This window comes from Micromonospora sp. B11E3 (assembly GCF_039871625.1).
Taxonomy (GTDB): Bacteria; Actinomycetota; Actinomycetes; order Mycobacteriales; family Micromonosporaceae; genus Micromonospora.
Genome location: NZ_JBDPMC010000028.1, coordinates 20,482 through 35,375 on the forward strand (window position 1 = coordinate 20,482; position 14,894 = coordinate 35,375).

General features: G+C 73.1%; 12 protein-coding genes. All 12 read left to right on the forward strand.

The window, feature by feature from the left end; all coding sequences use genetic code 11:
- The first annotated feature begins 108 nt into the window (after nucleotides 1–108).
- The 12 genes from ABGB16_RS16215 (at nucleotide 109) to ABGB16_RS16270 (ending at nucleotide 14,891) form a co-directional block, all read left to right on the forward strand.
- A complete protein-coding gene (locus tag ABGB16_RS16215; RefSeq protein ID WP_347668883.1) occupies nucleotides 109–924 on the forward strand; it encodes an IclR family transcriptional regulator in 816 nt (271 codons plus the stop codon).
- Nucleotides 925–1,202: 278 nt separating this feature from the next.
- Nucleotides 1,203–3,293, forward strand: coding sequence for a hypothetical protein (locus ABGB16_RS16220; RefSeq protein ID WP_347668884.1), 2,091 nt, complete (start codon nucleotides 1,203–1,205; stop codon nucleotides 3,291–3,293).
- A gap of 32 nt (nucleotides 3,294–3,325) precedes the next feature.
- Nucleotides 3,326–5,503 (forward strand): hypothetical protein, encoded by a 2,178-nt coding sequence (locus tag ABGB16_RS16225; protein ID WP_347668885.1) that lies wholly within the window; start codon nucleotides 3,326–3,328, stop codon nucleotides 5,501–5,503.
- A 34-nt stretch (nucleotides 5,504–5,537) separates the two neighbouring features.
- Nucleotides 5,538–6,800 carry a Gfo/Idh/MocA family oxidoreductase gene (locus ABGB16_RS16230; RefSeq protein WP_347668886.1) on the forward strand — a complete coding sequence of 421 codons (1,263 nt, stop codon included), beginning with the start codon at nucleotides 5,538–5,540 and terminating at the stop codon, nucleotides 6,798–6,800.
- A gap of 23 nt (nucleotides 6,801–6,823) precedes the next feature.
- Nucleotides 6,824–8,062, forward strand: coding sequence for a sugar ABC transporter substrate-binding protein (locus tag ABGB16_RS16235; protein WP_347668887.1), 1,239 nt, complete (start codon nucleotides 6,824–6,826; stop codon nucleotides 8,060–8,062).
- 92 nt (nucleotides 8,063–8,154) lie between these two features.
- Entirely contained in the window at nucleotides 8,155–9,057 is a 903-nt protein-coding gene (locus ABGB16_RS16240) for a sugar ABC transporter permease (protein WP_347668888.1), read from the forward strand.
- On the forward strand, nucleotides 9,054–9,950 hold the full coding sequence (locus ABGB16_RS16245; protein ID WP_347668889.1) for a carbohydrate ABC transporter permease: 897 nt from the start codon (nucleotides 9,054–9,056) through the stop codon (nucleotides 9,948–9,950). The genes ABGB16_RS16240 and ABGB16_RS16245 overlap by 4 nt, the downstream gene beginning before the upstream one ends.
- Before the next feature lie 7 nt (nucleotides 9,951–9,957).
- A complete protein-coding gene (locus ABGB16_RS16250) occupies nucleotides 9,958–10,980 on the forward strand; it encodes an NAD-dependent epimerase/dehydratase family protein (RefSeq protein WP_347668890.1) in 1,023 nt (340 codons plus the stop codon).
- Between the two features lies 1 nt (nucleotide 10,981).
- Nucleotides 10,982–11,989, forward strand: coding sequence for a dihydrodipicolinate synthase family protein (locus ABGB16_RS16255; protein ID WP_347668891.1), 1,008 nt, complete (start codon nucleotides 10,982–10,984; stop codon nucleotides 11,987–11,989).
- Nucleotides 11,990–12,062: 73 nt separating this feature from the next.
- Nucleotides 12,063–13,049, forward strand: coding sequence for a hydroxyacid dehydrogenase (locus ABGB16_RS16260; RefSeq protein WP_347668892.1), 987 nt, complete (start codon nucleotides 12,063–12,065; stop codon nucleotides 13,047–13,049).
- Between the two features lie 67 nt (nucleotides 13,050–13,116).
- Entirely contained in the window at nucleotides 13,117–13,956 is an 840-nt protein-coding gene (locus ABGB16_RS16265; RefSeq protein ID WP_347668893.1) for a fumarylacetoacetate hydrolase family protein, read from the forward strand.
- On the forward strand, nucleotides 13,953–14,891 hold the full coding sequence (locus tag ABGB16_RS16270) for a GNAT family N-acetyltransferase (RefSeq protein WP_347668895.1): 939 nt from the start codon (nucleotides 13,953–13,955) through the stop codon (nucleotides 14,889–14,891). The genes ABGB16_RS16265 and ABGB16_RS16270 overlap by 4 nt, the downstream gene beginning before the upstream one ends.
- Nucleotides 14,892–14,894: the final 3 nt, after the last annotated feature.

Below are 14,894 nucleotides of genomic sequence, written 5' to 3' on the forward strand. Positions count from 1 at the left end.
ACGCTTGTTCGCGGAGGTCAACACGATGCCGCACCACTTTCCGAACGGGTTTGTTACGCTGTTCGGCCTTGGCGAACACACTTGGCTTTCCTGACCGAAAGAAGGACCATGACCACCACCGAAGACGGGGACGGCTCCCGCTACCTGGTGCGCAGCGTCAGCCGCGCGGCCGAGGTGCTGGAGGCACTGTCCACCGCCACCCCGGGCGAGGGACTGAGCGTCACCGACATCGCCCGCGCCTGCGGGCTGTCCAAGAGCGCCGCGTTCGCCACCCTGCACACCCTGTGTCACCACGGCCTGGCCGCCGACGACGGCGAGGGGATGAACCGCCGCTACCGCCTCGGGATGGCCCTGGCCCGCCTCGGCGTCCGCGCCCAGGAGCAGCTGTCGCTGCGTGACATCGCCCGCCCGGTGCTGGCCGGGCTGACCCGCGGGACCGGGCTCAGCTCCCGGCTGGCCGTTCCCGAGGGTGCCCACGCGGTCGTCATCGACCAGGTCAGCAACGGCGAGCGCATCCAGATCGAGCTGCGGATGGGCACCCGTGAGCTGCCGCACTGCACCGGGCTGGGCAAGGCCCTGCTGGCCGAGATGACCCCGCCGCAGGTCGCCGAGCTGATCGGCCGTGTCGGGCTGCCCCGGCGCACCGACCACACCATCACCGACCTGGACTCGCTCCTGGCCCACCTCGACGACGTCCGCAAGGCCGGGTACGCCCTCGACGACGAGGAGGACGCCGACGGGGTGTTCTGCATCGGCAGCGCCCTGCGCGACCACACCGGGGGGTGCTGCGGCGCGATCAGCGTGACCGGGCTGAAGCTGGGTCTGCCCAGCTGGCGGTACCAGGAGCTGGGGCGTCAGGTGCGGCAGGCCGCGGAGGCCATCTCCGTCCGGCTCGGTCACGTCCCGGCGGAGGCGACCTCTTGACAGCCGGTTCACCTGCTGTTTAACGTTCCCGCCAACGCTGCGGCCCAGGTCGCGGCGGGTCGCGGCCCCTGCCGCGGCCACCTCGGGCGAACAGCTGACTCCCGACGCGCCGCAGCCCCGGCGCCGGGTGTTCCGGTCAGCAGCTCCGCCGCCTGCGCGCCTCGCGCGTTTGCCCGACCTTCCCCCGTCCTGCGAGCGTCTCCCGTGGCGCCCGCAGACCCCCAGCCCGCCGTCCGGCATGGCGCCGGCCGGCTGGACCGCGAAGGTTGAGGCTCGCCATGGGTCTACTCGGCACGTCCACACTCACTCCCCAGGACCAGGTCCTGCGCGTCGACACCGTCGCCGACCTGGCCGCCCTCGCCCCCGCCGTGCTGACGGTCCGCACCCTGGTGCGGGTCGCCGGTTACCGCACCGCCGGCGACGGCGGCGGCAGCCTGCTGCGCTGGGACCCCACCAGCACCGCCGCCGCCAACGGCGGCACCGTGCACGACCCGTACCGGACCGGCCGCGGCCGATGGCTGGCCGTGCACGACGGGGTCGGCGACTTCCGGCGGTTCGGGATCTTCGGCAGGGACACCCCCGCCGACGCCGCGCTGGACGCGATGGTCGCCGACCCGGCGATCCGTCGGATCGAGGCCCACACCGACCTGCGCTTCGTCAAGCGGCACACGTTCGGTCGCAGCGACATCGAGCTGGACTTCGGCGGGCACACCGTGCACACCGACGGCATCGAGCGCAACGCCCACGACAATCCGTTCGGCGCCGTGCTCTACTTCCGCGGCGCGGTGACCGACACGGTGATCACCCACACCCTCACCGAGACCGTCCCCGAACTGACCGACGTGTTCCAGGTGCCCGACTCCGGGCGCTTCGCCGTCGGGCAGTGGTGGACAGCCACCAGCAACTCGCTCACCGGTGCCGACGAGCGCGAGCTGCAGAAGATGGTCCAGGTCACCCAGATCGTCGACGGCACCCACGTCCGGGTGGGCTACCTCAACGGCTGGACCCTGGAGCCCGGCCGCACGATCACCTGGCGGCGGGTCGAGCCGGTCCAGCGCGCCCACGTGCGCAACATGGTCTTCCTGGGCCACGTCGCCTTCACCGGCGAGTACCCCGGCTCCGGCCCGGACGACCGCGAGTACAGCGGCTCCCACCCGGTCGCCTACGAGTACGCGGTGCGCTGCGACGTCTCCGGCATCGACGCCACCGGCACCTGGTGGCCGGTGATCATGCGCCGCTGGTGCACCCACTTCACCACCGCCAACTGCACCCTGAAGAATCCGCCCACCGTCATGTACGGCGGCGCCGGCTACCTCACCCAGCAGATCTACTGCCTGTACGGGCACGTCGTGGACTGCCGCAGTTCCAACGCCCGGCACCTCAACGACCTGACCGCCTCGGCGTACTGCACGGTGGAGAACTGCCACGGCGACGGCGACGACGCCGGGGGCAACCCGTTCACCACCCACGGCCAGTACGAACACGACCTCGTCTTCACCGGCAACTCCGGCCTGATGGACATCGCCAACAGCGGTGGCCAGTGGGGCATCAGCGCCAAGCGGATCACCGTCCGCCGGCACGTCTGCTCCTGGTTCGTCGCCGGCACCAAGATCACGGATCTGACGCTGGAGGACGTCCGGGTCATCGCCCGCTCGACGTTCGACCCGGCCGGCACGCTCCAGATCAACGCCGACGGCGCGCAGCTGCGCGGCTGCTCGGCGAGGACGCTGAGCATCGCCCAGCGCTCGGCGCGCTCCCGCCGGCCCACCGTCGTCGCCGACTGCGAGTTCGACCAGCCCGCCGGCACCGTCGTCGTGCAGACCCCGGTCAGCAACCCGGTGCACTTCGTGCGCACCACCTTCCGGGGTCTGGACGGGGCGATCCTGCGCGGCTCCGGTCCGGTGCACCTCACCGACTGCACCCTCACCGGGTCGCCGGGGGCCGCCCCGCTGCTGGTCGGCGCGGCGGAGGTGGTGATCGACGGGGGCACCCTCACCGACACCGGCATCGAGCTGTCGGCCGTCCGCGACCAGCGCCTCGTCGTCGACGGCGGCGCGGTGCTGGCCGGCACCAACGCCCGCCGGGCGCTGCTGACCCGGGCCGCCGGCTCCGGGGCGGTCCGCGTCGAGCTGGGCGACTGCACCAGCGCCGCCGCCGACGCGGAAACCGCCCACGTACGCCTGGACACCGGCGTCAACCGGTACCGGGCCGTCGGCGCGCGGTTCACCGGCGGCCGGCTGGTGCTCGCCGACGCCGCCTTCGGCGCCGCCTCCACGCTGCTGCACACCCGCTGCGTCGAGGAAGGGGTCGCCCGCGAGCTGCCCGCCGAGTCCGCCCGCGTCACCACCGGCGACAACCTCACTCTCTGATCGCCCCGGCCCCTGAAAGAGGAGACACCCCCATGGACCGCTCCGAACCGACCTCCCGCCGCACGCTGCTGCGCGCCTCCGGGCTCGGCGGGCTCGCCCTCGCCGGGACCGCCCTCGCCCTCTCCCCCGCCACCGCCGCGGCCGCCGCCCCCGAGCCGGACAGCGCGGCGGCCCCGCTGGCCCCCGGCCACGACGCGGTCCTGCACGTCGGCACCGTCGCCGCCCTGCTCGATCTGATGCCCGACACCCTGCGCGACGGGCAGGTCGTGCACGTCGACGGACACTTCGCCGCCGGCGACGGCGGCGCCCGGCTGGTCCGCTGGGACGCGGCCAGCACGGCCGCCGGCAACGGCGGCACCGTCCTCGCGCCGAACGGCGACCGGCCGGGCCGCTGGCACCAGCTGCACGACGGCGTCGTCGAGTTCCGGCACTTCGGCATCTTCGACGCGAAGACCCCCGCCGACGCCGCCCTCGACGCCATGGTCGGCGACCCCACCGTGCACCGCATCGAGGCCCACTCCGACCTGCACTTCGTCAAGCGGCACCGGTTCACCCGCAGCGACCTGGTGCTCGACTTCGGCGGGCACACCATGTCCACCACCGGCATCGAGGACGCCGGCCGCGACGACCCGTTCGCCGCCGTGCTGTTCTTCCGCGGGAAGGTCACCGACGAGGTACGCACCCACACCCTGACCGAGGCCGTCCGGGAGGGCTGGGACTCCTTCCAGGTCGCCGACTCCTCCGCCTTCGCCGTCGGCCAGTGGTACGCCGTCGAGGTCAACCGGCTCGCCGGCACCTGGGAGCGGGAGCTGCAGAAGCTCGTCCAGGTCACCCAGATCGTCGACGGCACCCACATCCGGGTCAACTACAAGAACGGCTGGGAGCTGGCCCCCGGTCGCACCCTCACCTGGACCCGGGTCGAGCCGGTCAGCCGGGTGCACGTGCGCAACCTCGTCTTCACCGGCAACGGCGCCGACCAGTACACCGGCTCCCACCCGATCGCCTACGAGTACGCGGTGCACTGCGACGTCGCCGACGTCGACGCCACCGGCACCTTCTGGCCGGTGATCATGCGGCGCTGGTGCACGTACTTCCACACCGCCCGGTGCACCCTGAAGAACCCGACCTCGGTCACCTGGGGCGGCGCGGGCTACCTCACCCAGCAGATCTACTGCCTGTACGGGCACGTCGAGGACTGCCGCACCTCCAACGCCCGGCACCTCAACGACTGGACCGCCTCGGCGTACGGGTACGTCACCAACTGCCACGGCGACGGCGACGACCAGGGCCCGTTCGTCACCCACGGCCAGTACGAGCACGACCTGGTCTACACCGGCAACTCCGGGCTGATGACGTTCGCCAACTCGGGCGCGGCGTGGGGCTCGGCGGCGAAGCGGATCACCGTCCGCAAGCACGTCTGCTCCTGGTTCGTGGCCCGGGTGAAGGTGACCGACCTGACCCTGGAGGACGTCCAGGTCATCCGCAAGGCCGGGCTGGCCGGCTCCGGGATGATGTGGGTCAACGCCGACGGCGTGCAGCTACGCGGCTGCTCCGCCGACGACACGCTGATCATCTCCCAGCAGTCCACCCGGTCGCAGCGGCCCAACGTCATCGAGGACTGCGCGTTCACCCTGGCCACCGCCGGCACCGACGTGGTGCAGGCCAGCGTCACGACCCCGGTGCACCTGGTCCGCACCACGCTCCGCGGGATCAACGGGCACACCTTCAGCGGCCCCGGGCGGCTGCACCTGACCGACGTGACGTTCGTCGGCGCCCCGGACGCCGCGCCGGCCACCGTGCGCTCCGCCGACCTGCGCGTGTCCGGCGGGACCTTCACCGACACCGGCATCCGCCTCGCCGGCGCCAGCGACCAGCGGATCAGCGTCGGCGGCGGTGCGGTGGTCAGCGGAACGAACGCGGCGAGGGCGCTGCTGTCCCGCGCCGCGGCCACCGGCGTCGTGCGGTGGGAGCTGGGCGGCTATCTCAGCACCACCGGCGACGCGGGCACCGCGCACGTCGCCGTCGACGCCGGCACCAACCGGTACTCGGCCGTGGGGGCGCAGTTCACCGGCGGGCGGCTGCGGCTGGCCGACGCCGGCTTCGGCGAGGGTTCCCACCTGCACCACACCGGGTGCGTCGAGGAGGGCGTGGCCCGGGAACTGCCGGCCGCCTCGCCCCGCGTCCGCGACGCCGGGAACCTGACGGTCTGACCGCCCGAGGCCAGTGAGAGAAAGCGAGGAGCAGGTGGAACAGCAGGACCGGCCGGTGCGGCTCGCGCTGGTGGGCGCGGGCAACCGGGGCCAGACGTACGCCCGGTGGGTGGCCGCCGCCTCGGGACGGGCGCGGCTGGTCGCGGTCGCCGACCCGCGACCCCACCAACGAGGGTTGATCACCGCCGCCCACCCCGGCGCGGCGGAGTTCGCCGACTGGCGGGATCTGCTCGCGGCGGACCCGCCGGCGGACGCGGTCGTCGTGGCCACCCAGGACCGGATGCACGTGGAGCCGGCCGTCGCGTTCGCCAAGACCGGCCGGCACCTGCTGGTGGAGAAGCCACTGGCGCCGACCGCGGACCAGTGCCGCGAGATCGTCGAGGCGGTCCGCGCCACCGGCGTGCTGTTCGCGGTCTGCCACGTCCTGCGCTACACCCCGTACACCGACGTGGTGAAGCGGGTGGTGGACAGCGGGGTGCTGGGCGAGATCGTCAGCGTCCAGCACCTCGAACCGGTCGGCTGGTGGCACTACGCCCACTCCTACGTCCGCGGCCCGTGGCGGCGGGAGGACCTGGCCACCCCGATGCTGCTGGCCAAGTCCAGCCACGACCTGGACTGGCTCGGTTACGTCACCGGCCGGCGCATCGAGCGGGTCGCCAGCTTCGGCGGGCTGCGCCACTTCCGGCCCGACCAGGCTCCGGCCGGCGCTGCCGCGCGGTGCCTGGACTGCGCGGTCGAGCCGGGCTGCCCGTACTCGGCGCCGAAGCTGTACCTGCCGGTGCTGCGCGAGCGCGGGCCGATCTGGCCGGTCAGCGTGGTCACCGACGGCACCAATGAGGCCGCGCTGCTGGAGGCGCTGCGCACCGGCCCGTACGGGCGGTGCGTGTACGCCGGCGACAACGACGTCGTCGACCACCAGGTGGTGGCGATGGAGCTGACCGGCGGGGTCACCGCCACCTTCACCATGGCCGCCTTCACCGAACAGACCCACCGGCAGACCCAACTGTTCGGCACCCACGGCTTCCTCTCCGGCGACGGGGAGCGGGTCCGGGTGCACGACTTCCGCACCGACCGGATCGAGGTCCTCGACGCCGGCACGGTCGGCGGCTCCACCGCCGCCGACGACCACGGCGGCGGCGACACCGCGCTGATGGACGCCTTCGTCCGCGCCGTCGCCACCGGCGACGGCCAGCACATCCGGTCCGGGCTGGACGAGACCCTCGCCAGCCACCTCGCGGTCTTCGCCGCCGAGACGGCCCGGCACACCGGCACGGTCGTGACCGTGCCCGCGCACTGAACCACTCAGAGAGGAACGGACAGATGCGAGTTCGCAGGTACGCACCGGTCGCGGTCGCCGCGCTGGTGGCGGGGCTGCTCACCGCCTGCGGCGGCGGTGGCTCCGACGCCGGCGACGACAGGCAGAGCATCACCATGTGGATCTACCCGGTGATCCCCGACGAGGCCACCCACCGGGGCTTCTGGGACAAGCAGGTCGCCGCGTTCAGGGCCGACCACCCCGGCACCGACGTCAAGGTCGAGATCTTCCCGTGGGCCAAGCGGGAGGAGTCGCTGACCACCGCCATCGCCGGCGGCAAGGGCCCCGACGTCGTGTACCTGATCCCCGACCAGCTCGGCAAGTTCAACAAGATGATCGAGCCGGTGGACGAGTACCTGCCCGCCGACGCGAAGGCCGACTACCGGGAGAACGTGCGGGCCGCCGTCACCCTCGACGGCAGGATGCTCGGCGCGCCGATCCTGACCAGCAGCAACCCGCTGATGTGCAACGCGAAGGTGTTCGCCGCCGCCGGGATCACCGAGTACCCGAAGACGTGGGCCGACCTGCTGGCCCTCGCGCCGAGGTTCAAGGCCAAGGGCTTCGACGTCACCAACTACTACGCCGACCCGAGCGCCACGCTGAACCAGTCCTTCTACCCGCTGCTGTGGCAGGCCGGCGGGGACGTCTTCGGCGCCGACGGCAGGTCCGTGGCGTTCGACGGCCCCGCGGGCGTCAAGGCGTTGACCTTCCTCAAGCAGCTCGTCGACGGCGGTTACGTCGAGAAGGACCTGATCACCAGCATCCCCGCCTTCGAGCAGACCAACGTCGCCAAGAACAAGGTCGCCTGCACCTGGCAGCACGTCCCGGCCGACGTCGAGAAGTTCTGGGGCAAGGAGAACATCAAGATCTTCCCGCCGCTGAGCGACGCCCGGAGCGTCGGCTACGGCACCGTGGGCAGTCTCTCCATCCTCAAGGGCAGCAAGGCCAAGAAGGCCGCCGGCGAGTGGGTCTCCTTCGTCACCGCCCCGGCGGTCGCCTCCGCGTACGACACGGCGGGCGGCTACTTCTCGGCCAAGACGTCCGCCGGGTCGCTGTACCCGCAGGACCCGGTGAACACCGAGATGGAGAAGACCCTCGGCAGCACCACCGTCGGCGCGCTCAACGAGAAGAGCCGCGAGGTGATGGGCGTGCTCGCCCCCGAGATCCAGGCCGCGCTGATCGGCAAGAAGACCCCCGAGCAGGCGCTCGCCGACGCGGCCAAGGCCGCCCAGGCGCTGCTCTGACCCCCCACCGGCCCGCCGCCGCGCGGCGGCGGGCCGGGCACCACCGCACCGGCCGCGTCGGCCGATGCCGAACCTGCGAAGAGGATGGCGAGATGGCCGTACCTGCTCAGCTGCCGGCCCCGCGGGCCCGGCGGGTGATCGCCCGGCGCGAGGCACGATGGGGTCTGCTCTTCGTCCTCCCCGCGTTCCTGCTGTTCCTGGCGTTCCGTTTCGGCCCGGCGCTCGCGGGACTGCTGCTCGGATTCATGGACTACACGATCGGCGGCGACGCCGAGTGGACCGGGCTGGAGAACGCCCGGCGGCTGGCCGACGACCCGGTCTTCTGGCAGTCGCTGCGGATCACCGCCGTCTACACCCTGCTGTACGTACCACTGACCGTGGCCGCCTCGGTCGGGCTGGCGCTGCTGGTCCGGCGCGCCTTCCGCGGCGTCGGCTTCTTCCGGTCGGTGTTCTTCCTGCCGGTGGTCACCAGCCTGGTGCTGGTCGCCACGATCTTCTCCTGGGTGTTCTCCTCCGGCGGCCCCTGGGCGCGGGTCCTCGGCTGGGTCGGCCTGCCCGACGACTCCTGGCTGGCCTCCAGCACCCTGGTGCTGCCGGCACTCGCCCTGGTCGGCGTATGGTCGCACTTCGGGTACGGCATGCTGATCGTGCTGGCCCGCCTCCAGGACCTGCCGCGCGAGCAGGAGGAGGCCGCGCTCACCGACGGCGCCGGCCCGTGGGCGCGGTTCCGCTGGATCGTGCTGCCCCAGCTCAAGCCGGTGCTGTTCTTCCTGCTGGTGATCGAGACGACCGCCTCGTTCCAGGTCTTCGACCTGGTGTACGCGATGACCGGCGGCGGCCCGGCCCGCGCCAGCTACACCCTCGTCATGGCCCTGTACGACCAGGGCTTCAAGTACTTCGACCTCGGCTACGCCAGCGCGATCGGGGTGGCCCTGTTCGCGATGACCCTGGTCGTCGCGCTGATCCAGCGGCTGGCCCTCGGGAGGGACAAGTGACCGCCACGACCACCGCACCCGCACCCGCACCCACCACGGCACCCCGGGCCCGCCGGCGGCGCTCGTACCGGGCGTTGCAGCCCGGGCCGGGCGGCACCGTGCTGCGGTACGTGCTGCTCACCGTCGCCAGCATCGTCACCCTGTTCCCGTTCTACGCGATGGTGGTGCTGAGCCTGAAGCCCGCCGCCGCCGTCGAGTTCCCCGGCAGCCTGCTGCCCTGGCCGGTCGAGTTCGACGCGTACGCCACCGTGCTCGACTCGCGGAGCATCCTGCGGTGGCTGCTGAACACCACGATCTACTCGGTGGTCAGCGTCGTCGCGGTGCTGCTGCTCGCCGCGCTGGCCGGATACGCGTTCGCGAAGAAGCGCTTCCCCGGCCGGGAGGCGATGTTCTGGTCGTTCCTGGCGATGGTCATGGTCCCCTACCACGTCACCCTCATCCCCACCTTCATCCTCATCGCGAAGGTCGGCGGGGTCGACACGTACTGGGGGTTGATCCTGCCGACGCTCGCCAACGCGCAGGCGGTGTTCCTCATGCGGCAGTTCATCCAGGGGCTGCCCGACGAGCTGTTCGAGGCGGCGAAGATCGACGGCGCGTCGGAGTGGCGGATGTTCGTGCGGATCGTGCTGCCGCTGTGCAAGCCGATCCTGGCCACCCTCGGCGTGTTCGTCTTCCTGTGGCACTGGAACGACCTGCTCTGGCCGCTGATCATCGGGCAGAGCGGGGACATGCGCACCCTCACCGTCGGCATCGCCTCCCTGCAGCAGGAGCAGGTGCCGCTCAACGTCATGCTCGCCGGCTCGGTCGTCGCGTTCGTGCCGATCTTCGCCGCCTACCTCGTGGGCCAGCGGTACTTCACCGAGGGCGTCACGATGTCCGGAATCAAGGGGTAAGAAGAACGTGTTCAAGAGTGAGTCCGAGTTGGAGGACCGGCTGGCCCGGCCGTCGGCGGCGCTCGTCGCCGACCTGGCCGGCGGCGCCGGCGACCTGGTCGTGCTCGGCGCCGGAGGCAAGATGGGCCCGTCGCTGTGCCGGCTGGCCCGCCGGGGGCTCGACGCCGCCGGCCGCGGCGGCGACCGGGTGTACGCCGTGTCGCGCTGGTCGGACCGGTCGGCGGCCGACGCGCTGGCCGCCGACGGGGTGGAGCCGGTGCCGTTCGACCTGCTCGGCGACGGCGACCTGGCCGGGCTGCCCGACGCCGCCGACGTGGTGTTCATGGTGGGCGCGAAGTTCGGCACCGCCAGCGCCCCCTACCTGGCCTGGATGGTCAACACGGTGCTGCCCGCAGCGGTGGCCCGCCGCTACCCGGCCGCCCGGATCGCCGCGTTCTCCACCGGCAACGTGTACCCGATGGTGCCGGTGACCTCGGGTGGCTGCGTGGAGACCGACCCGCCCGGCCCGGTCGGCGACTACGCGATGAGCTGCCTCGGCCGGGAGCAGGTCTTCGCGCACGCCGCCGCCACCCGGGGCACCCCGGTCGCGGTGATCCGGCTCAACTACGCGGTCGACCTGCGCTACGGGGTGCTCGCCGACATCGGTCAGGCGGTGCTGGCCGGCGAGCCGGTCGACGTCACCACCGGCCACGTCAACGTGGTCTGGCAGGGCTACGCCAACGAGGTGGCGCTGCGGTCGCTGGAGCACGCCTCTCCGGACGTTCTCACCCTGAACCTGACCGGCCCGGAGACCGCCCCGGTGCGCCGGATCGCCGCCCGGATGGGCGAGCGCCTGGGCAAGCCGGTGACCTACGCCGGCAGCGAGGCGCCGACCGCGCTGCTCAACGACGCGACCCGCTGCCACGCGCTGTTCGGCTACCCGGACGTACCACTGGGCACCCTGGTCGACTGGCAGGCCGACTGGCTGACCGCCGGCCTGCCCACCTCGGGCAAGCCCACCAAGTTCGCCGTCCGTGACGGAAGGTTCTGACATGTCCCTGGACCTGCTGCGCGACGGGACCGTCATCCCCGCGCACCCGCTCGCGCTGTCCGCCGACCGCCGCCTGGACGAGCGGAGGCAGCGGGCGCTGACCCGCTACTACCTGGCCGCCGGGGCCGGTGGGATCGCCGTCGGCGTGCACACCACCCAGTTCGCCATCCGCGAGGCGGGGCTGCTGCGGCCGGTGCTCGCCCTGGCCGCCGAGACCGTCGACGCCGAGGCTGGCCGACCGGTGGTCAAGATCGCCGGGGCCTGCGGCGGCACCGCCCAGGCCGTCGCCGAGGCCGAACTGGCCGCCTCGCTGGGTTACCACGCCGTGCTGCTGTCCCCCGTCGTGCCCGGCGCCGACGAGGCGTACCTGCTGGACCGGGCGCGGGCGGTCGGCGAGGTGCTGCCGCTGATCGGCTTCTACCTCCAGCCGGCCATCGGGGGCCCACGCCTGTCGACGGCGTTCTGGCGGGCGTTCGCCGACCTGCCGTCGGTGGTCGCGGTGAAGCTCGCCCCGTTCGACCGGTACCGCACCCTGGAGGCGGTGTACGGCATCGCCGCCGCCGACCGGGCCGCCGAGGTGGCGCTGTACACCGGCAACGACGACCACATCCTCGGCGACCTGCTCGGCGATTTCGCCGGCCGCCGGTTCGTCGGTGGCCTGCTCGGCCAGTGGGCGGTGTGGACCCGCGCGGCGGTGGCGATGCTCGACCGCGTACGAGCCGCCCGGTCGGGCGATCCGGCGGCGCTGGCGGAGCTGACCGCCCGCGCGGCGGCGGTCACGGACGCGAACGCGGCGGTGTTCGACGCCGCGAACGGGTTCCACGGCTGCATCGCCGGGGTGCACGAGGTGCTGCGCCGGCAGGGGCTGCTCGACGGGGTGTGGTGCCTCGACCCGGCCGAAGGGCTGTCGCCCGGTCAGGCCGAGGAGCTGACCCGGGTGACCACCGCCTATCCGTGGCTGACGGACGACGACTTCGTCGCGGAGCATCGCGATGACTGGCTCCGGTGAGCCGCCACCCGGGGCCGGCGGAAACGGGCCGCCGGTGACCACGCCATCCGGCGGACGCCGTCCGGTCACCGTGGTGTCCGTATCCGCCGCCCTGCGCGCCCAGTTCTTTCCGGACCGGATCGGCGACCGGCTGACCACGATCACCGACGCCGCGCTGGTCGACGACCACGCGGCACTCACCCGTACCGGCCTGGAGCCGCGGCTGGCCCGGGCAGAGGTGCTGGTGACCTCCTGGGGTGTCCCTCGGCTCGACGCGGCCCTGCTGGACCGCGCCCCGGCGCTCCGGCTGGTCGCGCACACCGGCGCCTCCGTCAAGCCGTTCGTGACCCCCGAGCTGTTCGCCCGTGGCATCACGGTCACCCAGGCGGGGGAGGGCATGGCCCGGTCGGTCGCCGAGGTCGCCCTCGCGTTCACCCTGGCCCTGCTGCACCAGACGCCCCGCTTCGACCACGCGCTCCACAGCGGCACGAGCTGGAGCCAGGCGGAACAGGCGCCACCCCGGCACGAGATCCTCGGCTGCCCGGTCGGCGTCGTCGGCGCGTCCCGCACCGGGCGGGCGTACCTGGAACTGGTCCGCGCCCTGGGCGCGGAGGTCAGCGTGTACGACCCGACCCTCACCGCGTCGGACGCCGCCGCGCTCGGTGCCCGGCTGGTCAGCCTGGACGAGCTGCTCGCCCGCAGCCGCGTCGTCGCGCTGCACGCGCCGACCCTGCCGGAAACCCGGCACCTGCTCGGCGCCCGCGAGCTGGCGCTGCTGCCCGACGGCGCCGGGCTGGTCAACACCGCCCGGTCCTGGCTGGTCGACGAGGCGGCGCTCGTCGCGGAGCTGTCCCGCGGCCGGATCGACGCCGCGCTGGACGTCTACGACGACGAGCCGCTACCCACCGGCCACCCGCTACGGGCGCTGCCCAACGTGCTGCTCACCCCGCACCAGGCCGCCGGCACCGTGCAGGGCCGCCGGCGGCAGGGCGAGATCGTCGTCGACGAGATCGCCCGGTACGTGGCCGGCCGGCCCCTCGCCCACACGGTGACGCCGGAGATGCTCGCCAGGACGGGCTGACGGCCATCCCCCGCACGCGATCGATCTGGGGCCCGCTGGCGGCCCCCACCCCATCGGAGAGGACATCATGAGGTTCATGCGGATCGGCCCGGTCGGTGCCGAACGGCCGGTGCTGTTCGACGGCACCAGCTACTTCGACCTGAGCGGAGTCACCGCCGACATCGACGCCGCGTTCCTCGCCGCGGACCCGGTCGAACGGGTCCGGGCGGCCGGGCCGCTGCCCGAAGTCGACGTGACCGGGGAGCGGATCGGCGCCCCGATCGCCCGGCCGGGTGCGGTGCTCTGCATCGGACAGAACTACGCGGCGCACGCCGCCGAGTCCGGGGTGGCCCCGCCCCAGCGGCCGATCCTGTTCCACAAGTCGCCGAACACCGTGGTCGGCCCGTACGACGATGTGCTGATCCCGCGCGGTTCGACGAAGACCGACTGGGAGGTCGAGCTGGCCGTGGTGATCGGGAAGCGGGCCCGCTATCTCGACTCCCCCGCCGAGGCCCTCGCCCACGTGGCGGGGTACGCGGTCACCAACGACGTGTCCGAACGGGACTACCAGTTCGCCGACCCCGGCGGCCAGTGGTCCAAGGGCAAGTCGTGCGAGACCTTCAACCCGCTCGGCCCGTGGCTGGTCACGCCGGACGAGGTGGGCGACCCGCAGGCGCTTCGGCTGCGCTCGTGGGTCAACGGCGAGCCGCGGCAGGACTCCCGCACCGCCGACATGATCTTCGACGTGGCGTACCTGATCTGGCACCTGTCCCAGTTCACCGTGCTCGAGCCGGGTGACGTCCTGAACACCGGCACCCCGCAGGGGGTGGCGCTGTCCGGCCGGTTCCCCTATTTGGCGGCCGGCGACGTGATGGAGGTGGAGATCGACGGGCTCGGCCGGCAGCGCAACCTGCTCGCCCCGGCGTGACGGCCCCGGTCGAGTTCCGCCCGGCCACGCCGGCGGACGTACCGTCGCTCCACGCCACCTGGGACGAGGCGTTCACCGACGCGCACGTGACGCAGCTCTACGCCCACGACCCCGGCCGCCTCCCGCGCACCTTCGTGGCGGTGGAGGCAGGCACGGTCGTCGCCGCCGTCTACTACCTGCCCCGCCGGGTACGCAACGCCGCCGGCGGCGTCGACCTGGTCGGCGGCGTCGCCAACGTGGCCACCCGGGTGCGGGCGCGGGGTCGCGGTCACGTCCGCCGCCTGCTCGACCTGGCCCTCACGGCGATGGCCGCGGACGGCTGCGCCTGGTCGTTGCTGTTCACCGGCGCACCCGGCGTCTACCTCTCCAGCGGCTACCGCCCGTTCACCCTGCACCACCGCAGCGGCCGACCGGCGGCAGCCGCCCCTCCGCCGCCGGGCTGGACCGTCCAGGCGGGGTCCGAGGTGGACTGGGCGGAGCTCGCCCCGGTGCACGCGGCGTTCAACGCCCACCGGCCGCTCAGCACGGTGCGGGACGCCGCCGACTGGGAGCGGCGGGTGCCGGTGTGGTACGCCCCGCCCACCCGGACGCTGGTCGCCCGGCACGACGGCCGGACAGCGGGTTACCTGGTCGCGCAGTGGTCTCCCGAGCACGTCCGGGTGCTCGAGGTCGCGGCCTGGCCGGACCGGCCGGATGCCCTTCGCGCCCTGTTCGGCGCGGTCGCCCGAACCGCCGCCGACCGCGGCGTACGGCACTGCACGGCCCGGCTGCCCGCCGACCCGGAGATCGAGGCGGCGCTGCCGAGCCTCCTGACCGACCCGGTGACGGAGGCCGACGCCACCGGCATGGTCCGGCCGGTCCACGCGGCGCCCGACCACCTGGCCGCGATCACCGGGGCACCCGGCGCCTTCCACTGGCCGGCCGACTACCTGTGAGCG